The organism is Halorubellus salinus, assembly GCF_020567525.1.
GTDB classification, from domain to species: domain Archaea; phylum Halobacteriota; class Halobacteria; order Halobacteriales; family Natrialbaceae; genus Halorubellus; species Halorubellus salinus.
Genome location: NZ_JAJCVI010000003.1, coordinates 432,652 through 451,442, shown reverse-complemented (window position 1 = coordinate 451,442; position 18,791 = coordinate 432,652). Strand labels below are relative to the sequence as shown.

Annotated in this window: 17 protein-coding genes; 11 read left to right on the top strand and 6 right to left on the bottom strand. The window is 66.9% G+C overall.

The features are described from left to right. Nucleotides 1–543 precede the first annotated feature (543 nt). From LI336_RS10465 to LI336_RS10455, 3 genes are all read right to left on the bottom strand, one after another. Nucleotides 544–1,155, bottom strand: a complete 612-nt coding sequence (locus LI336_RS10465) for a DUF7344 domain-containing protein (RefSeq protein ID WP_227133074.1) — start codon at nt 1,153–1,155, stop codon at nt 544–546. A gap of 239 nt (nt 1,156–1,394) precedes the next feature. Continuing rightward, the gene (locus LI336_RS10460; protein ID WP_227133073.1) at nt 1,395–1,709 is read right to left on the bottom strand and encodes a HalOD1 output domain-containing protein; all 315 of its coding nucleotides are present in this window, start codon (nt 1,707–1,709) and stop codon (nt 1,395–1,397) included. Nucleotides 1,710–2,421: 712 nt separating this feature from the next. Continuing rightward, a complete protein-coding gene (locus LI336_RS10455; RefSeq protein WP_227133072.1) occupies nt 2,422–3,369 on the bottom strand; it encodes an NAD-dependent epimerase/dehydratase family protein in 948 nt (315 codons plus the stop codon). Nucleotides 3,370–3,846: 477 nt separating this feature from the next. On the opposite strand from LI336_RS10455, the gene LI336_RS10450 reads away from it, so the two are divergent. Next, a complete protein-coding gene (locus LI336_RS10450; protein WP_227133071.1) occupies nt 3,847–4,062 on the top strand; it encodes a hypothetical protein in 216 nt (71 codons plus the stop codon). A 485-nt stretch (nt 4,063–4,547) separates the two neighbouring features. Continuing rightward, nucleotides 4,548–5,210: a DUF7344 domain-containing protein gene (locus LI336_RS10445; RefSeq protein WP_227133070.1), complete on the top strand. Its 663-nt coding sequence runs from the start codon at nt 4,548–4,550 to the stop codon at nt 5,208–5,210. Nucleotides 5,211–5,252: 42 nt separating this feature from the next. On the opposite strand, the gene LI336_RS10440 is transcribed toward LI336_RS10445, so the two are convergent. Next, nucleotides 5,253–5,528: a hypothetical protein gene (locus tag LI336_RS10440; RefSeq protein WP_227133069.1), complete on the bottom strand. Its 276-nt coding sequence runs from the start codon at nt 5,526–5,528 to the stop codon at nt 5,253–5,255. A gap of 57 nt (nt 5,529–5,585) precedes the next feature. Between LI336_RS10440 and LI336_RS10435 the strand changes: the two genes are divergently transcribed. From LI336_RS10435 to LI336_RS10405, 7 genes are all read left to right on the top strand, one after another. Then, nucleotides 5,586–6,170: an acyltransferase gene (locus LI336_RS10435; protein WP_227133068.1), complete on the top strand. Its 585-nt coding sequence runs from the start codon at nt 5,586–5,588 to the stop codon at nt 6,168–6,170. Between the two features lie 46 nt (nt 6,171–6,216). After that, a complete protein-coding gene (locus tag LI336_RS10430) occupies nt 6,217–7,308 on the top strand; it encodes a DegT/DnrJ/EryC1/StrS family aminotransferase (RefSeq protein ID WP_227133067.1) in 1,092 nt (363 codons plus the stop codon). 5 nt (nt 7,309–7,313) lie between these two features. Further along, nucleotides 7,314–7,904: a metal-dependent hydrolase gene (locus LI336_RS10425; RefSeq protein WP_227133066.1), complete on the top strand. Its 591-nt coding sequence runs from the start codon at nt 7,314–7,316 to the stop codon at nt 7,902–7,904. Between the two features lie 216 nt (nt 7,905–8,120). After that, nucleotides 8,121–8,852 (top strand): polysaccharide deacetylase family protein, encoded by a 732-nt coding sequence (locus LI336_RS10420; protein WP_227133065.1) that lies wholly within the window; start codon nt 8,121–8,123, stop codon nt 8,850–8,852. Next, complete coding sequence (locus LI336_RS10415) at nt 8,852–9,976, top strand: glycosyltransferase family 2 protein (protein WP_227133064.1); 1,125 nt, start codon at nt 8,852–8,854, stop codon at nt 9,974–9,976. The genes LI336_RS10420 and LI336_RS10415 overlap by 1 nt, the downstream gene beginning before the upstream one ends. Next, nucleotides 9,973–11,097, top strand: a complete 1,125-nt coding sequence (locus tag LI336_RS10410) for an ATP-grasp domain-containing protein (RefSeq protein ID WP_227133063.1) — start codon at nt 9,973–9,975, stop codon at nt 11,095–11,097. Before LI336_RS10415 ends, LI336_RS10410 begins: the two co-directional genes overlap by 4 nt. Then, nucleotides 11,094–11,777: an HAD family hydrolase gene (locus LI336_RS10405; RefSeq protein WP_227133062.1), complete on the top strand. Its 684-nt coding sequence runs from the start codon at nt 11,094–11,096 to the stop codon at nt 11,775–11,777. Before LI336_RS10410 ends, LI336_RS10405 begins: the two co-directional genes overlap by 4 nt. Nucleotides 11,778–11,865: 88 nt before the next feature. Here the strand turns inward: LI336_RS10405 and LI336_RS10400 are convergent, their stop codons facing one another. Both LI336_RS10400 and LI336_RS10395 read right to left on the bottom strand, forming a co-directional pair. Next, a complete protein-coding gene (locus LI336_RS10400) occupies nt 11,866–13,212 on the bottom strand; it encodes a hypothetical protein (protein WP_227133061.1) in 1,347 nt (448 codons plus the stop codon). Between the two features lie 177 nt (nt 13,213–13,389). Further along, the gene (locus LI336_RS10395) at nt 13,390–15,426 is read right to left on the bottom strand and encodes a VWA domain-containing protein (protein ID WP_227133060.1); all 2,037 of its coding nucleotides are present in this window, start codon (nt 15,424–15,426) and stop codon (nt 13,390–13,392) included. A gap of 460 nt (nt 15,427–15,886) precedes the next feature. Here LI336_RS10395 and LI336_RS10390 point away from each other — a divergent pair, with 460 nt between their 5' ends. Continuing rightward, nucleotides 15,887–17,410: a lipopolysaccharide biosynthesis protein gene (locus tag LI336_RS10390; protein ID WP_227133059.1), complete on the top strand. Its 1,524-nt coding sequence runs from the start codon at nt 15,887–15,889 to the stop codon at nt 17,408–17,410. Nucleotides 17,411–17,506: 96 nt separating this feature from the next. After that, complete coding sequence (locus LI336_RS10385; RefSeq protein ID WP_227133058.1) at nt 17,507–18,601, top strand: GNAT family N-acetyltransferase; 1,095 nt, start codon at nt 17,507–17,509, stop codon at nt 18,599–18,601. Nucleotides 18,602–18,791 lie beyond the last annotated feature (190 nt).

The window sequence follows — 18,791 nt, the reverse complement described above, 5'->3', positions numbered from 1 at the left end:
GCGTCGATGTGGGTTTAAGTGAGCGGCCGGTCGGAGTGGGGTGGGTCTTCGAGCGTACGAACCCGCTCGTGACCCAGTCACTCGCGACTGACCCGCCACGGGCGACCCCGATGGGTGCAGCCGGCCGTGGCTGTCGTGTGCGTCGTCGATCACGAGCCAACGGCGGGTCGAGACCGCCGGTTCTGGCGGGGTCCTGGACGTCGCTCGTCGATGACTCGGGTCGCGGTATCGCGGCGATGGATCGGTCCGGAGGCCCCCCGGGTCGTCTCGCCCCGGACCGCCCGGTGGCGTTCACTGGCGACCACCACTGGCGGCGGCGAGCTGGTGGCTGGTGCCGGTGTCGTCGGGGTTCGTTCGTCGTGTCTGTGTCTCGTACATGGTTGTCTCTGGGCCACGTCACGCAACGCTGACGCGGTCGATACCCTGTAGGTGGCGGAGAATGCGTTTAGTTATGCGTCAGTTTGAGGGGAACAGCACGGAATTATTCGGAGTAGAAGACGTGTAACCGTTCGATACGGGCCGTTCAGCGTCTTGCCGTGGCGTTCACGCGACGTGGTCGCGATACCCGATGAGGGCTGCGGCGAGGATGCCAGCGAGCAGGACGAGACCGCCGATCGCGATGCCGGTGCCGCCGGCGAGTGCGGCGAAGAGGTACGCGACGACGCCCGCGACCGAGAGGACGGCGAACGGCGTCTCGACGCTGGTCGCTTCGTCGCCGGGTTCCGGTTCGATGTCGAGGTACGGCCGGAGCTGTTTGGCGTTGGGGCCGACCTTGATCGTTCCGCGGTCCTTGTCGAACTCGATGACGTCGGCGTCGGCCATCTTCGGGAGGTGGCACTGGTAGAGGGCGACGTACACGCGCTTTCGTTGCTGCGAGGACAGCGCGTTCACCGGCATGTCGTTCTCGATCGCGGCGACGTGTTCGGCGAGGTCACCGATCCGGATGACCTCGTCGTCGGTGATGGCGAGGTACCCGAGGACTCGCTGTCGGCGTTCGTTCCTGAGGATGTCGAAGACCCGTTCCAGCGGCAGATTGTCGTCGGTTCCGCTGCCGACAAGCGGGTCTTCGAGTGCCGCTGGAGTGCCGTCGTCGGCCGTCTCGATACCGTCTGGCTCGCTCTGTGGATCGGTGTTGTTCTCGGATGTATCGTTCATGCTCCCCCGCGGTTCGAGTCGACGAGCGAGGCGCCGTACCGGACGTGCTCGCTCTCCCCCTTTTGGTCGACGGCCCTTGTGCACTCGACGGCAGTGATTGGTTCAGATACTCTCCGGAATTATATAAGATTTTTGTAGCGACCGTGGTAGTACTTCGGTGGTACTATTACCGATTTCCAAAGGCATCTGAAATTCTGGTGACTTCGGGTTTCGTTGGGACGAGCCCCACGGGTCGGACGTCAGGCGCTTTCGTAGTCGGCGTCCGGGGTGACGACGATACGGCCGACGTTCGAGACGAAGACCTCGCAGTCCTCGAGTTCGAAGGACAGTGAGAGGTCGTGGGCCGGGTCCTGCCTGGAGAACAGCTGTTCGATGGCGTCGCAATCGACCCATTCCCCGAGCGGTGGTATCTCCGTGACGTTCCGGTCGGTCGCCTCTGCGACGGCGGTCGCCATCCGTGCCGTGATCGAGTCCGCCGCCCGCGGATCGAACTCGACGATCTGTTTGCTCGGCTGACTGACGGCGGTGTTCGACTGTAAGTTGGCTTCTGTCATTGTTCGTACTTTTTGGACGGTCGTCGGCGAGTGCCCCTGCAGCGCCCCTGCCCGTCCATTCTTCTCAGATGCGTGTACAGCCAGGTATAAATATTCACCGTATCAAGAGTAAAGAAACTCGAAGTTTGTTCCAAAGCGTTTCCCTAGACTGCGACACGATGTTGGGAATCAGTCCGTAGTTGGTCTGTTCGCGTCGTGACCGCGACGGGCGGTGGCGCCCCGGTCTCGACTGTGCCACCTGGAACGATCGCTGAACGACGCTACGTCTCGAGGGAGTTACGGTCGCGAAAACGGAAGTACGGGGATGACTCCCCGTCGAATGTCGAGTGAAACGTCGTCCGTGTGGGGGTGGATGGGGGTCGACTGACTGAGTCCGGGGTGGCTGATGGACGTGGTGGGGTTTCGTCCGTGGAGCGACGTTTCGTCGCCACCCATGAGACCCTATGCCAGGGCGTATCTTTGTTATATAGATATTTCGAGAATCACCAACAGAGTAAGTACTGCAATTTCGTCGCCGTGGGACGAATGTATGCGGTCACTCATGTCGGACAGCGTCCAGTGTCAACGGAGCGAACGATGCAGCAACTACTCCCCCTCCAGAACGACTTCGGATAATCCAGAGACGCGTCCGGCGCAGCGACCTCACTCGACCTATCGCAGTAATCGGTCGTTCCAACGATCGACGAACCCACCGTCCGGGCGACCGCGTCGTTCAGTCCGCGGCCAGCGTTCGGCCGACGAGCGACGCGAGTCCGTCGGTCAGTGAGACGGCGGCCTCGAACCCGAGTTCGTCGCGAGCGGTCGTCGTATCCGCGCAACTCTCCTGGATGTCGGCCGGTCGCGAATCGTCGTGGACGACCGGCACGGTCTCCGGCGCGAGTTCGCTGACGAGGGTGGCGAGCTCCAGGACGCTCGTCGTGGTACCGGTGCCGACGTTGAACGCTTGGCCCGTCGCCGGCGTCGTCGCTGCGGCCACGAGCGCGCGAACGACGTCGCTGACGTGGACGAAGTCGCGGGTCTGACTGCCGTCGCCGTGGACGACGAGCGGTTCGCCTGCGCGTGCTCGCGCGACGAAGGACGGGACGACGCCGTCGCGTTGCCCGGGGCCGTAGACGTTGAAGAAGCGGAGTGCTACGGCGTCGCAGTCGTACCAGTCCGCGTACCCGCGGACGTACTGGTCGGCGGCGAGCTTGGAGATGCCGTACGGGCTCCGCGGCGTCGTCGGTTCGGTCTCCGGGATGGGGAGTTGACTGGGGCGGCCGTAGACCGCGGCGCTCGAGGCGAAGACGAGGCGCGCGTCGCGTTCGGCTGCTCGTTCGAGCAGGTACGCGGTCGCGGTCGCGTTGACGTCCAGGGTCTCCGTCGGTGCGTCGAGCGTCGCTGGAACCGATGGGATGGCTGCGAGGTGGAAGACGTAGTCGACGGTCTCGGTGAGTTCGTCGACGAGCGCGCGGTCGGTGATGGTGCCGACGGTGAGCGTGGCGTCGTCGTGGACGCTCGACTCGGTGCCCGTCGAGCAGTCGTCGAGGACGTGGACGTCCGCGTGCGGGGCGAGGAGGTCGACGAGGTGGCTGCCGATGAAGCCGGCGCCGCCGGTTACGAGGATCCGTGCGCCCCGGAGCGGCGAGTCCGCGTCGAGCGTCGGTGTGGTGTGCGTCATTGGGAGTGTCGACGGCGAGATAGTGGTTTGTTATGGGCGTGCTTCCGTCGTCGAAGGCGTGGTTCGTGACGGCGCTGTGACTCGCGTCGACAGTCGTGGGCGTCGTTGCTGTCGAGAGCGCGGTCCAGGTCGTGTCCCGCACTTTCGAGCCCTCGGACTCGGCGAGTAACGTCCTTGTACGAGCGCCTGGCTGTTCCCATCGGACATCACCATCCGAGTGGCGGTGGGTGCCGGTGATTCGTGTTTCTTGGTAACACGGCATTAGGAAGAATCGCCGGCTTCCGACCACCGAACGCCACTCAAAGGTCACGTCACGCACGCTTCTGGTAACTAACTCGGCAATACTGTTAATGCCAGTAGGACGGTGTTTCCCACCATGCCTGGAAGATGGGTGTTCCAGACGACGCAGAACAGACCGGTTTCTGGGTGGACCGGAACCAAACTGAAACGCGATGCCGCACTCGGTGGTGAGTGCGCGTGAGCGAGTCGGCGACGGAGACCTGGGAGCGCGTCTCCTCGAATCCCGATCCCGAGGACGACCTCGGGTACGACCTACAGGCCCTGAGCATCATCACGGTCGGCGACCGCAACGAACAGTGCATGGTCATGCCGAGCGACGCCGACCACCTGGAGAACGACGAGTTCCTGGTCGCCGACCCCGACCTGGTCTGCGACCTCCACGAGCGCCGCTAGCCAGCGACCGACGAGACTTCTGTTTACGGTCCAGACGAGACGGAGTACTTACCAGTAGGTTCGGTAACCCGTCGGTAGGACTACTGGACCGCGGTTTTTGGCGACAGGTATGTTACCAATACGGATGGATAGAGCCGGTCTAACAAAGGCGTCATACGGGGTATAACGCTACTGTCGCGGAACGGAATGCGCCTACCCGTCGACACTGGAGGGGAATCGACCACGTACCGGGCGCGCCAGTTGCTGACGACCGCACCCGGTATTGGCTGAGACCACCGGCACGATGCCGACGGTCGCCGCGTCAACGCGCGGTGACCCGCCTACCATCCAGCCGCACCTGCGCGGACGCCGACGACCGAACGCGGCGTTCGACGACAGGGAAGCAGTCCGCTGAACGGAGAGAGACAAACCAATGCAACACAACAACCCGGCCATCACGATGGACGCAGGTTCGAACGGACCTGGGGGGAACGAACGGAGTACCGATGTCGACTGAATCGCAATCGACCAACGTCACCGAGGAGGGGACGTCGGTCACCGAAGAGGTGAACGCGAGCGAGCGACTGGAGACCGAAGCGCTCGCCGAGCCCGAGACCGAACTGGAGCTCGACCAGGTGTTCGAGATACTGAAGAACCAGCGTCGTCGCTACGTCCTCCAGCACCTGAACGACGTCGACGACACCGTCTCGATGAGCGATCTCGCCGAAGAGATCGCCGCGCTCGAGAACGGGAAGGAGGTCAGTCAGCTATCCTCGAGCGAACGCAAGCGCGTGTACGTGGGACTCTACCAGTGCCACCTCCCGAAGATGGATAGCATGGGCGTCGTCTCGTTCAACAAGCCGCGTGGCCTCATCGAACGTGGTCCGAACGCGGCGGTCTTCGACGAGTACCTCGAGTTCGAGCCCGAGGACGAGGGGCCGGCGTGGCACCGCATCCACGCGATCACCGCGGGGGCGAGCGCGGTCACGCTCCTCGTCGCGTTGCTCGTGCAGCCGTTCGTCGCCGCACCGCTCGTCGTGCTCGCGGGACTACTCATCGTCGCCGCGAACGTCGGGTGTTCGGCCGCACACTACCAGTGGGTGCGGGCGAACGACGACGAGGACGGCGACGGCGTCGGCGTGACGATGGGTGAGACGTCCTCCGCCTGAATCGAGACGGCGACCATTCGGGCACCCGAATCGCGGCGACTTCTACGGCACCACGACAGCGATCCCCGGCAGTATTGTACGCGTCCGTCGTTCGACGAGCCACGCGTCCTGGCTCCTGTACACGGCCACGTTCTTCGTTCCGCTGTCGGCTACGAGTTCCCGTGCAGGTCTCCGACGGGAACCCGCGGAATCGGTCGCGGGGTCGCCGGTCAGCGTGGTCCTGTCGCGTGCGAAGGCCGCGCATAACAAAACCGATATCACGACTATCGACTGCCAGAGCGGGGTGGCTTCGATGGCACCCCCGTGGAGATTCATCATGCACGCACGGACAGTACGCAGTACCGGTATCGTCGTCGAACAGCGGGAGGTGTCGGGATGACGGTCGCGGAGCTCGGCGAGAACGTCGTCGTCGACCCGGGCACGACCGTCGGTTACGAGTACGCGGAGAACGTCGGCCCGGCGGTCGTCCTCGGGGACGCGAAGATACGCAAGGGAACGATCGTCTACGCGGACACGGAACTCGGTCGTGGCCTCCAGACGGGACACAACGCGCTCATCCGCGAGCGCTGCATCATCGGTGAGAACGTCCTCGTCGGAACGAACACGGTCCTGGACGGGCTCCTGACGGTCGGGAACGACGTGAGCATCCAGACGGGCGTGTACGTCCCGCCGGAGACGTCCATCGGGGACGACGTGTTCCTCGGGCCGAACGTAGTGTTGACGAACGACCCGTACCCGCTCCGGCAGGACGTGCAACTGAAGGGACCGACCATCGAGGACGGGGTGTCCGTGGGCGCGAACGCGACCATCCTCCCGGGCGTCACCGTCGGGAAGAACGCGTTCGTCGCCGCGGGCGCGGTCGTCACCGAGGACGTCCCGCCGAACACGCTCGCGGTCGGGGTCCCGGCCACGCACCGCCCGCTCCCGAAGGAACTCGCAGCGGAGAACGTGGTCGCATGAGCCAGCGAATGCGAGTACGCCTGCTCTCGAATCAGGTGGTGGGCGCATGATATCGGTTGCGAGCCCGTCGTTCGGTGACGCGGAGAAGGAGGCGGTGCTGGCGGTGCTGGACTCCGGGATGGTCGCTGACGGGCCGGAGGTCCGGCGGTTCGAGGAGGAGTTCGCGGCTTACTGTGGCGCGAATCACGCGGTGGCGACGTCGAACGGGACGACCGCGCTCGTCGCGGCGCTCGTCGGGCTCGGAATCGGTGAGGGCGACGTGGTCGTGACGACGCCGTTCTCGTTCGTCGCGAGCGCGAACGCCATCCGTCTCGTCGGCGCTGAACCGGTGTTCGCGGACATCGACCCGCGGACGTACAACCTGGACCCGGCGGCCACGCGGGCGGCGGTCCGCGAGCACGACGCGGACGCCATCCTCGCCGTGCACCTGTACGGGCTGCCCGCGGACGTCGCCGCGCTCCGCGATGTCGCCGACGAGGAGGACGTCCTCCTGCTGGAGGACGCCGCGCAAGCGCACGGGGCTCGGGTCGACGGCCGGCACGTCGGGACGTTCGGGGACGCCGCGGCGTTCTCGTTCTATCCGACAAAGAACATGACGACGGGCGAAGGCGGGATGGTCGTCACGAACCGCGAGGACGTCGCGGAGCGCGCGGCGAGCTACGTGAACCACGGCCGCGGTCCCGAGGGCGGATACTCGCATCGCGACCTCGGGTCGAACCATCGGATGACGAGCATCGGCGCGGCCATCGGGCGCGTCCAGCTCGAACGACTCCCCGAGTGGATCGACGCGCGACGCGAGAACGCGGCCGCGTTGACCGATGCACTCTCGTCCGTCCGGGGCGTCATTGCGCCCGTGGAACCCGACGGGAGCGAGCACGCGTACCACCAGTACACCGTGCGCTGCACTGACCGGGAGGCGCTCGCCGCGTACCTCGAGGACGCCGGCGTCGGAAGCGGCATCTACTATCCGACGATAATCCCCGACCTGGAGGCGTACGACGGCTACGACGCGGACGTCCCGGTCGCTCGTGCCGCGAGCGAACAGGTGCTCTCGCTGCCCGTCCATCCCGGCCTCTCCGCCGAGGACGTCGACCAGGTCGTGAACGCACTCCGGGCCGTCGACGTCGAGGCGCGATAGCACGGATGTGGCCGTGGGAGCACGCTGCCGTCGGCTACGTGTGCTACTCGGCCGCCACCAGACTGCTCGGGGGCGACCCCCCGGACGGCGACCCCGTGCTCTTCCTCGCCGTCGGCACCCAGTTCCCCGACCTCGTCGACAAACCGCTCTCGTGGGGGCTCGGCGTGTTCCCGACCGGTTACGCTGCCGGTCACTCCGTCCTCGTCCTCCTCGCACTGACGCTACTCGCCCTCGGTGGCGTCCGCGACGACGGCCGTCGACGGAACGCGGTCGCGTTCCTCGTCGGCGCGTGGACGCACGTCGCCGGCGACCTCCTCTCCCCGCTCAGAGCCGGTGAGCCACTCGGCATCGACCGCGTCCTCTGGCCGGTCGTCGAAAGAGAACCGTACGGCGACGACCTCGGCGTCGAACGCGGCCTCGTCTACTTCCGCGAGTACCTCGCCGACGTCGGAACCGGGGACCTCAGCACGAGTCTCGCGCTCGGCGTCGCACTCGGCGTCACGTCGGTCGTGCTCTGGCTCGTCGACGGTGCTCCCGGCGTCCGAGCGATCACCACGAGGGTCGAGGCGTTCGCTCGACGACGCCGAGGGCGCTGACGCGGCTGGCGTCGCCGAAACTGGAGGAAACCGTCTACTTCCGCGGAACGGTTCGCGTCGGGAGGTATGCTCGTACTGTCCCGGTCACCTCGCGCGAGTACGAGTCGGTTACCGTTCGCAGCGAACGCCTGTCGAGGGCGAGGAATCGGCCGCGGGAGCGCCGAACCGAGTATGCGATTCATTACTAATCCCGTCCTGACCCTCCCCGAAGGTAACATGGGAGAAACCTCGAAGCAACTGCAACGAACCGTCGACTTCACGTACGATTGGTACGGCGATTTCCTCGACGACGTGAAGGCGGCGGGTTACGCATTCCGGTCGTTCCACGACGACCTGACGGCCGGCGACGTCGTCCTCCGGCACGACGTGGACCTCTCCGTCGACGACGCGCTGACGATGGCTCGCCTGGAAGCCGACCGTGACGTCACGGCAACCTACTTCGTTCTCCTCTCTTCGGCGCTCTACAACCCGCTCAGAGGGGAGACGCGCGACGCCGTCCGCGAGATACAGTCGCTCGGGCACGAGGTCGCGCTCCACTTCAGCACGCACGAGTACTGGCCCGCGGACTCCCCCCCGGGCGACGACGAGCTCCAGGCGCGCGTCGCCGAGGAACTCGCCATCCTGGAGACCGTCACCGGCGACGACCGGCGGCTCGTCTCCTTCCACAAGCCCCCGCAGTGGACGTTCGCGCGGAGCTACGACGGGTTCACGTCGACCTACGAGGCGCGGTTCTTCGAGGACGTCCAGTACGTCGCGGACTCCCGCCAGCGCTGGCGCGACGACCCACCAGCGGTCGAGGACTTCGAGGACACCGTCCAGGTCCTCACGCACCCCGGGCTCTGGGCGAACGAGGACGGGGCGTTCGACGAACGCATCGAGCAGGCAGTGACCGCGTCGTGCAAGACCGCGGGTCGGACCGCCGGCCGCGAGTTCCTGGGTGGTTGGTGATGTACCGAGACATGACCGTCGCCGTCGTCGTCCCGGCGTACAACGAGGAAGGGTTCGTCGGCCGCGTCATCGAGGACCTCCCGGCGTTCGTCGACCGCGCGTACGTCATCGACGACGGGTCGACCGACGACACGTGGGCGGAGATCACCGAGTACGCCGCCCGGAAGAACGCCGCACACGAGGGGCGCTACGAGGACCTCGTCGTCCCCATCCAGCACGAGCAGAACCGCGGCGTCGGCGGCGCCATCAAGACCGGGTACCAGCGCGCGCTCGCGGAGGGCGTGGAGGCGACCGCGGTCCTCGGCGGCGACGACCAGATGGACCCGCGCGAGCTCGAGAAGTACCTCGACCCCATCGCGGACGGCGTCGCCGGGTACACGAAGGGGAACCGGTTCGTGCGCGCCGGCGACTGGGCGCACATGCCGAAGTTCCGCCTCGTGGGGAACGTCGTGCTCTCGCTCCTGACGAAGGTCGCGAGCGGCTACTGGGGGTCGATGGACTCCCAGAACGGCTACACCGCCATCTCGCTCGACGCCCTCGAGCGGACGGACATCGACGGGATGTACGAGTACTACGGGTACTGCAACAACCTGCTCGCGCGCCTGAACGCCGCCGACGTCGTGGTGGCGGACGTCCGCCGACAGACCGAGTACGCGTACCAGGACGGCTGGAAGAGCCACATCGACTACAAGGAGTACGTCCCGCGCGTCTCGAAGATGCTGTTCGAGACGTTCCTCTGGCGCATCAACCGCAAGTACCTCGTGAAGAGCTACGACCCGCTCGCGCCGCTGTACGGCGTCGGGATGGCGTCGATGGCCGCGGGCGTCCTCGGCTACCTGAACTCGGTCGTCCGGAAGGACGGCGAGGACGCCGGGTCGTGGTTCCTGGCGACGCTCGTCGGTGCGCTCGCGTTCCTCTACGCGACGCTCCGGGACCTCGAGGACAACGAGGACCTGAACGTGATCATCGACCCGGAGGCTGACGCGGCGCGCGAACGCACCGCCGAGGGACGGGCGACCGAGTCCCCGCGCGCTGCGGCCGACGGCGGGGAACCCGCAGTTGCCGCGGGGGACGGCGACGAGCCCGTCGCCGACGCTGCTGGTGCTGGAGGTGAGGAGCGGTGACCGGTCGTCGGGACGTCACCGTCCTGATGACCGGTGCGGGCGCACCCGGTGCGTCCGGTATCGTGCGGAGTCTCCGCGCGGCACCCGACCGCGACGTCCGCATCGTCGGCGTCGACATGAACCCTGACGCGTACGGGTTCGCGCTCGTCGACGAGCACGCGGTCGTCCCGAGGGGCGACGACCCCGAGTACGTCGACCGCATGGTCGAGCTCGCCGCCGAGGTCGACGCGGACGTCGTCCTCCCGCTCTGCACCGCGGAGCTCCAGCCGCTCGCGGAGAACCGCGAGCGCTTCGACGCGACCGTGATGGTGTCCGCGCCCGACCGGCTCGCGGTCGCGAACGACAAGGCCGGCCTCTACGGGTTCCTCGCCGACGAAGGGTTCGCGTCAGCGCCCGAGTTCCACCGCACCGGGACGCGCGAGGAGTTCCTCGACGCCGTCGAGGCCCTCGGCTACCCGGACCACCCGGTGTGCTTCAAGCCACCCGTCGGGAGCGGGAGTCGCGGGTTCCGCGTGCTCGACGAGCGCGCGAACGACCTCGACGCGTTCCTGAACGAGAAACCGGACGCCGCGACGACGACGCTCGACGACGTCCTTCCCATCCTCGACGCGGGCGAGGCGTTCCCCGAGCTCGTCGTGATGGAGTACCTCCCGGGCGACGAGTACAGCGTCGACGTCCTCGCGACCGGTGACGACGTCCACACCGTCGTCCCGCGCTCGAGAGCCCGTACTCGCGCCGGCATCAGCTTCGAAGGCGTCGTCGAACGCCGCGAGGACCTCCTCGAGGAGGCTGCGGGCATCTGTCGCGCGCTCGGCCTGGAGTACAACGTGAACGTCCAGTTCAAGGAGAACCCGGACGGCGTGATGAAGGTCATCGAGATCAATCCGCGGGTCGCCGGCACCATCATCATGTGCGTCGGCGCCGGCGCGAACCTTCCCTACATGGCGGTCCAGCACGCGCTCGGCGAGACGGTCCCGGAGCCCGACGTCGCGTGGGGCACCAGGATGGTCCGCTACTGGGACGAGGTCTTCACAGCGCCCGACGGCCGCACGTACCACGTGCATCCCGACGCGTTCGAACGCGACCGAACCGACCACCTCGACACCACTCCCAGCCCATGATTCAGACCGCGGTGTGCTTCGACCTCGACGACACGCTCTACGACTACCACGAGTACGCGAGGGCCGGCCTCGCGGCCGCAGCCGACCTCGTGCATCGCCGGTCCGGGAAGCGCGTGCACGGCGACCTCCTGTCCGCGTACTTCGACCCGAGCGTCGACGCGGGCACGTTCGACGTCCTCCTCGAGGAGTACGACCTCCCGAGCCTCAGCGTCGACGACCTCGTCGACGCCTTCCACGGGGACGCACACGGCAGCCTGGACCCGTACCCGGAGACCGAACGCGTCCTCGACGCGCTCGCCAGCCAGTACGCGCTCGGCCTCATCACGGACGGCCGCGGCGGCCAGTCCAAGCTCGACCGGCTCGGCATCCGCGACCACTTCGACAGCGTCCTCGTCACGCACGACCACGGCCGCTCGAAGCACGAACGCGCCGTGTTCGAGGACCACCTCGCCGACCTCGACGTTCACCCGACGCGCGCGACGTACGTCGGCGACGACCCACGCGTCGACTTCCGCATCCCGAACGAACTCGGGATGACCACCGTCCGCCTCCGCCGCGGTCGCTACGTCGACCTCGAACCCGAGGACGACGCCAGCGCACCCGACTACGAGATAGACACCCTCGACGCCCTCCTGTCGGCCATCCCCACCATGCACGCCGAACGCGGCGTCGTCGAGTAACCAGACGCCGAACTGTTTCTCTGAGCCCGTTTCGATCGACGGCCCTGCGAGGGCGTCCGACGGTTGGAGGGCGCGTTCGAGAGCCGACTCAGACCTGTATCACGCGTGCACGCTCTCCTTCGTACGTGTCCGGGATGTCACCCACCCCCCAGTCCGCTCCCGTCGATTCCAGGTAGTAGTACCGCCGACCGTCGTACTCGTAGTAGTACCCAGGGAGGTCGTTCCCGTAGACGCCGACCGCCATGTGGTCGTCGTACAACAACAGCACGGCATCGTAGTCGAAGGGCGTGGACTGGAGGAGTGTCGCAAGCAAGATGGCGGTATCCTCGCAGTCGCCGTTCCCCTCGGTCAACGTCTCGACCACGAATTTGGTGTAGTCGTCGTATCCCTTGCTCACGTCGTCGGTCACGTACGGGAGGTTCTGGACGAAGTCGATGAGGAACGCCGCCTGCTCCCTCTTATTGACGAACCCGTTGGACTCGGCTTCGTCGATGAGTATCCGCCCCATGGTCTCCGAGAACCCGTTCTGAGCGACCTCAGCGTACTCCTTGCGACTGCGACCGCGCGGCTCCTCCAGGCGTTCGACGTAGATGGACTTGTGGATGACGTACCCCGCCTGCCAGTCGCGGCCACGGGTGGTCCCCGAGTAGTCGAGGATGAACTTGCCTTCGCCGGCGTCCCGAACGAACGTGTCGGTCTCGACGCTCTCGAGGGACGCCGGATGTGGGTCCTTCACGGCGCGGCCGTCCTCCACGCGGTACCGGTTCGACTCGCAGAGCTTCTCGAAGTCGCTGGCTTCCGCAGATTCGACCGTCAGGTCGCCAGGAATCAGCAGCGCGATGTTGTACACGGGGCGGTCGTCCGGGACGGCCGTCTCGACGCTGCTCGCACTGACCTCGAACGGATCGGTGCGGTCCTCGACGCTGAACCGCTTTGAACTGGCGACGGCGAACGCGGTCTCCCGCGACGGGTGCGTGAACGTGTACACAACCAGTTTGGCACCGTTCGGGTACCTGGCTTCGAGCGTGGCGGGGTTGACCGTGGCGGTCGACTCGGTGAAGCCGTACGTCTTGAAGTAGCTCGTTCGACCGAGAAGTGGTTCGTAGTTCGCCTGGAGCGTGTTCGACGGGACCGACGCGGACGCTTCGGTCGTCTGCCGGGACGTGGTGTCCGTGATGGTCGTCGACGTCGTCCTCGTCGCGGTTCCGGTCGTGGCCTTGATAGCGGTCGTGGCGGCCGCCTTGACATCCGACTTGGACTGGACGTCCGGGTCCGAGGGCGCGTAGTCGTCGCCGTCCGGGACGCCGTCGTCGTCGGAGTCGGGTCGGGTCGTCGACTTTCCGCTCCGTTCGCCATCGCCGAGCCCGGTGCATCCGGCCGAGCTTGCGCTCGCGCCGAGCGTGACCGCACCAATCAAGTAATCGCGTCGCTCCATGCCGGGACTTTTCGACACCCCCGCATATGTGTGATGGCCGACGACCGCACGCCGGCTCCCGCCTGGAACGTTCGTTGGAGGACGCGGGGCGGCGGCGCTCTCGCTCGCGGAAGCGGTGACCGAAACGAAGGGTCAGGAATTCAAGCTCGAAATGGAGATGGTTCGGAGGGACCGCCGTCAGCGCCGGCGCGCGACGAGGAGTGCGGCGGCGATGAGTGCGACGAGGGCGACGACGATGGAGAACCCGGGCGTGGAGCCGTCGGCGACTGCGTCGTCGCCTGCGGGTTCGGTGGTCGTCGGTTCGTTCGTGGTGGGCTCGCTCGTGGTGGGTTCGCTCGTGGTGGGTGCGGGGTCGACCTGGAGCTGGCCCTGGTCGACGCCTGCGACCGCGAGGTCGTACGTGCCGGCGTCGGTCGCGACGAACGACATCGGGACCGTGATGGTCTCGCCGGCGGGGACCTCGACGAACTTCGTCTCGATGGATTCGCCGTCGAGGGAGACGGTCGCGTCGTAGGACTGTGCGCGCGTCCCGTTGTTCGTGACGGTTATCGAGGCGGTGACGAGGTCGCCTTCGGTGACGTTGGTGGCGCCGACGTCGACGCTCCCGACGGAGAGCGCGGGGTCGTCGACGACGAGTGCGAACGTCGACAGGCGACTGGTGCTCGCGACGACGTGCCCGGGGGCCCCGTCGACGGGGCGCTGCGTGAGCTGCATCCATTCGCCGGCGTCGCTGTCGTAGCGGTATATCTCGACGTCGTCACCGGATCGCAGGAACTCGAAGGTGACCGACCGAAGTTCGGCCGTCGAGAGCGACGAGGTGACGGAGAGGTACCGGATCGCGCGGGCGTCCGACTCGATGGCGGGCGTCCCCTCGGGCGGGGCCTCGATGCGTTCGAGCGTCATGTCGAACGCGAGGTCGTGCTTGACGTTGGCGGCGTTCCGTCGCGAGTCGACCGTGACGGACGTCAGTTCGTTCCCGGTCCCTGCGAGGATCGTGGCGGACGGCAGGTCGACGGTCACGGGGACGCCGGCGTTGGCGTCCGCGACGGTCGCCTGTAAGCGGTCGCGAGCGTCGTTCGTGGTGACGTCTATCGACGTCGGGTAGGGTTCGTTGACGTGGACGACGTCGACGCGCTGGTTCGAGAGGACCATCTTGAAGTCACCCGCTTGGTCGAACCGGTGGACGAGCGTGGTGCTCGTCTCCGAGAGGCGGTCGACGGTGACGCGCTTCTCGGCGAGCAGTTCGCCGTTCGTCGTCAGGAACAGTCTGTAGGTACCTTCGACGAGACCCTTGTTGTGGAGCGTGACGTTGAATTCAACGGATTCGCCGACCTCGATCTCGGTCCGGTTCACGGACTGTTCGACGACGTTGATGTTCGGGCCGACCTCGAACTGGGTCTGGCTGTCGCTCCCGGAGTTCTCGGGTGCGTTGACCGCGGTGAAGACGTTGGTGGCGACGCGCTCCATCGTCCGTTCCGCGTCCGCGTCGATGCTCAGCCAGTCGCCGGCGACGTCGTCGGCGAGCGTCCGGAGTTCGTTGTCGGTACTGCTGTCGCACGGGGGCGAGTGGACGTCGCACGCACTGGCGCTCGCGCTCGAGGGGGAGACGGACAGGAACGTGTAGTCCTTGAGCCGGTCGGTCGCTTCGGCGCGAGTGGCGGCGTCGCTGTCGTCGTCCTCGTCGGTGATGAGGACGATGACGCGTTGCGCGTCGGACCGGTAGTTCATCTCGGTCGCCTTCAGGATGGCGTCGGACGCGCGTTCGGTGTTCCCGGCGGGCGTGAAGATCATCGCGTTCTCGATGGCGTCGAAGTCCGACGTGAACGGCTGTCGGACGGTCGCCGACGACGTGTACGTGACGAGCCCGAATCGGGCGTCGACGTCACGTTCGAGGAGCGTGCGTTGGAACGTCTGGAGCTCGTTCGCGAGCTGGTACCGTTCCGTGTTCATGCTGTCGGAGCGGTCCATCACGAACACCACGTCCACCTTCTTCGAGGTGGCCTGGGTTTGCGTGCTGGTGCTCGTCGACGCGACGGTGCTGGTGGGTTCGAGCGCGAGCACGCTGTCGTTCGTCGAGAGCGATTCGGTCGAATCGGCGGCGAACGTGGTCGTTGCCGCGGCGACGGTCGAGGTCGTCACGAGCAAGGCGACGAGAACGACGGCGACGCGTGCGAGCGTCGTGGGTTGTGGGCGCCCGGTCGCGGACGCCCTCATGCTACGAGTTCGGTCGGGTGACATACGATTGTACGAGGGCGTCGACGGTACCTTGTAACGGGTAACATACCGGTGCGAACGCGTCCCGAACTCGTCCGTACTAGTAGACCAGTTGATAGGCAGTGCCGGTGGTCGGTTTCGGGCTGAAACCTGCGGATAGGGAGGGACTGACGGGGTGGCTAGGCGACCTATAACTATCCCCGACACAGCGGTTCTGTTCGGTAGAACGCCGTGGCTCGCAATCGGGCGACCGCGGCAGCTATCAGATGACACAGTCCCTCCGTCACAGACCCATCGGTACGAGAACCACTCGCTATTACGACACGTTCGCCCGGGCGGGCGCGTCGTCTCGCCGTCGTACGCGCACCGGTTCCGAGGGCGAGAGTGGTGGCCGCTGTGAGCGCGTCGCTTCGCGCGGTCGCGTCACGCCCGCACCCGCGACAGGGAGGTGGTCGTAGCGATGGCCGGGTTCGAGAACTTCACCGAGCGACTGCTATCCATCGTGAGCGCTCGCGTGCTGACGCTCGTCATCACGTTCGTCACCACGCCCATCGTCGTCCGGCTCCTTGACCCCGCGGGGTACGGGAACTACGCGGTGCTGCTGTCGGTGTTCACCATCTGGATCCTCCCCGTGAGTTCGGCGGTGACCGAAGGCGTCCAGAAGTACGTCGGCGAGAACCGCGACGACGACGACGCCTGGGGGGCGCGCGTCGTCGGCTTCTACTTCATCTTCGGCGGGGCGCTCGTCGTGGTATCGGTCGCGCTCTTGCTCGCGTTCACGGCCGTCGGTGGCGCCGCGTGGTTGTTCGGGGACTCGTTCACGCTGTACTTCTATCTCCTCGCAGTGTTCGTGTTCGTCTCGCAGTTCCGCGCCATCGGCTACCACGCCGTGCTCGGGTTCGGGAACGAGAAGGCGACGGCGACGTTCGACGTCGCGAAGAAGTTCCTGACGATGGCGGTCGGCATCACGCTCGTCGTCACCGCCGGGATGGGGGTTGCGGGGATGCTCGTCGGGCACGTCGTCGCGAACGTCGTCATCGCGGCGGCGGCGGCGTTCATCGTCGTCCGGACCGCGGACCTGTCGGCGGTCACGTTCCGGTCGCTCCGCGCACTCCCGCTACGGGAACTCGTCGCGTTCAACGCGCTGAACGTCGTCCTCGTCTTCCTCGTGCTATCCATGGCGCACGTCGACGTGCTGATGCTGCGGACGTTCGGGTCGCCGGAGTCGACCGGGTTCTACAAGGCGGCGTTGAGCACGAGCGAGTACCTCTGGATCGTTCCGATGGCGCTCCAGACGGTGCTCTTGCACTCGAGTTCGAGCCTGTGGGCGGATGGACGGACCGACGAGTTGTCGAGTATCGCGAGCCGGTTGACGCGGTTCACGCTCCTGCTCGTGGTCCTGATGGCGCTCGGGATGGCGGTGCTCGCCGACCGGTTCGTGCCGCTCTACTTCGGCGCTGAGTACGAGGAGTCGATCGTCCCGTTGCTCGTTCTCCTCCCGGGCGTCGTCGGGTTCGCGGCTGCACGGCCGCTGCAGGCGATCGGACAGGGGTCGGGGAAGCTCCGGACGCTCATCGTCGCGGTCGGTGGCGCCGCCGGCCTGAACTTCGTGCTGAACGCGCTCCTCATCCCGCTGTACGGCATGATGGGTGCGGCGGCGGCGACGAGCATCGGGTACGGCTCGATGTTCGCGTTCCTCCTGTGGTCCGCGTACCAGCTCGGGTACGACCCGCTCCAGGACGTGCGACCGGTTCGCCTCCTCGCGACCGCCGTCGTCTCCGCACCGTTCGTGTGGGGTGTGAACGAACTGATCCGGAACGACGTGGTCGCCCTCTTCGTCGTCCCGCCCATCGGGTTCGTCGTGTACTTCGTCGTCGCCGTCGGCGTCGGTGCCGTCGGTATCGACGAGGTGCAGTCCATCGTGGACCGCGCCCCGCGCCCGCTCGCCGCGCCGCTACGCGCCGCACTCTCCTGGGTCAACTGACGCTGCCGGTCAGGGTCTCGGTTCGACGCGTAGTACCCTCTATTCTGGTCGTAATCACCTCATTACCACGGGTGTCTGCGTCGTCGGTCGGGTCTGATGACCGATGTCCGCACGTTCCGTCGCGGCGACGACCTCGACGCGTTCCTGTCGCTGTACGAACGGGTCTTCGGGCGAGCTCGCGACGCCGCGTGGTTCGACTGGAAGTACGCGTCCGGGCCGGCGGTGTCGGCGCCGAGGATAGTGGTGGCGGTGAGCGATGGGACGGACGGCGCCGAGAGCGGTGACCTCGTCGGTGCGCGACCGTTCCTCCCGATGCAGCTCGCGGTCGGCGACCGGCGCGTGGTCGCCGTTCAGCCGGTGGACGCGATGGTGCATCCGGAGCATCGCCGCCAGGGCGTGTTCACCGCGATGACGGAGTGGGCGCTCGCGGCGTTCGAGGCGAGCGACGCCGCGTTGTGCTTCAACTTCCCGAACGAGGCTGCCGCGGCGGGAAATCGACGACTCGGCTGGCGGAAGGTCCAGGAGCGAGCGTCGTTCTATCGGTTCGTCGACCCGGCGCGCGTCGCCGAGTCCGCGGACCTCCGTCCGCTCGCGACGGCGGCCGCGTCGGCGGTCGCACCGGCCGTGTCGGGGTACAACGCGATGCGGCGCGCGATGGCGCCGGACGCGGGCGCGGTGACGGTGCGTCGGGAACGGACGGTCCCCGTCGCGGACCTCGCCGCGCGATATCGGGCGCGACCGCCCGACGGCATCCACGTGGTTCGAGACGCCGCGTTCTGGGAGCACTCCACCGCGAACCCGGATTGGCGATACGAGACGTACCTCGCGGACGACGACGAGAGCGCGCTCCTGCTCGGCCGGTCGACGCGACCGGGCCACGCCGTCGCGCGAGTGACCGACGTCCTGCCACCGGGAGCGGGGCGGTCGCGGGCGGCGCTGGCGGCGCTGCTCCATCGAGCGCTCCGGGACCACGACGATGCGGCGCTGGTCGTCGCACCACCGCTCGCGGGCGCGACCGACCTCCTCGCCGACCTCGGCTTCCTCTGCGACCGCGACCCGCCACTCAGCTACGCCACCACGCCGACGAACCACTTCGTGCGGACGCTCACGGACGAGTGGACCATCGACGGCGTCGACGTCGGCGACGCGGCGAACTGGACGCTGACGTTCGTCGAGCAGGACACGAACTGACCGGAACGCGTTCCTCGACGCGACCGTCCTGTCCTGCCGTGCGGTGGTCGGTTCAGGCGGCCGTCGGTTCTGGCAGTGGTCGGTTCAGGCGGCCGTCGGTTCTGGCAGTGGTCGGTTCGGCCGGGCGTTGGTTCTGGCAGTGGTCGGTTCTGGCGGTGGTCGGTTCTGGCAGTGGTCAGTACGGACGATG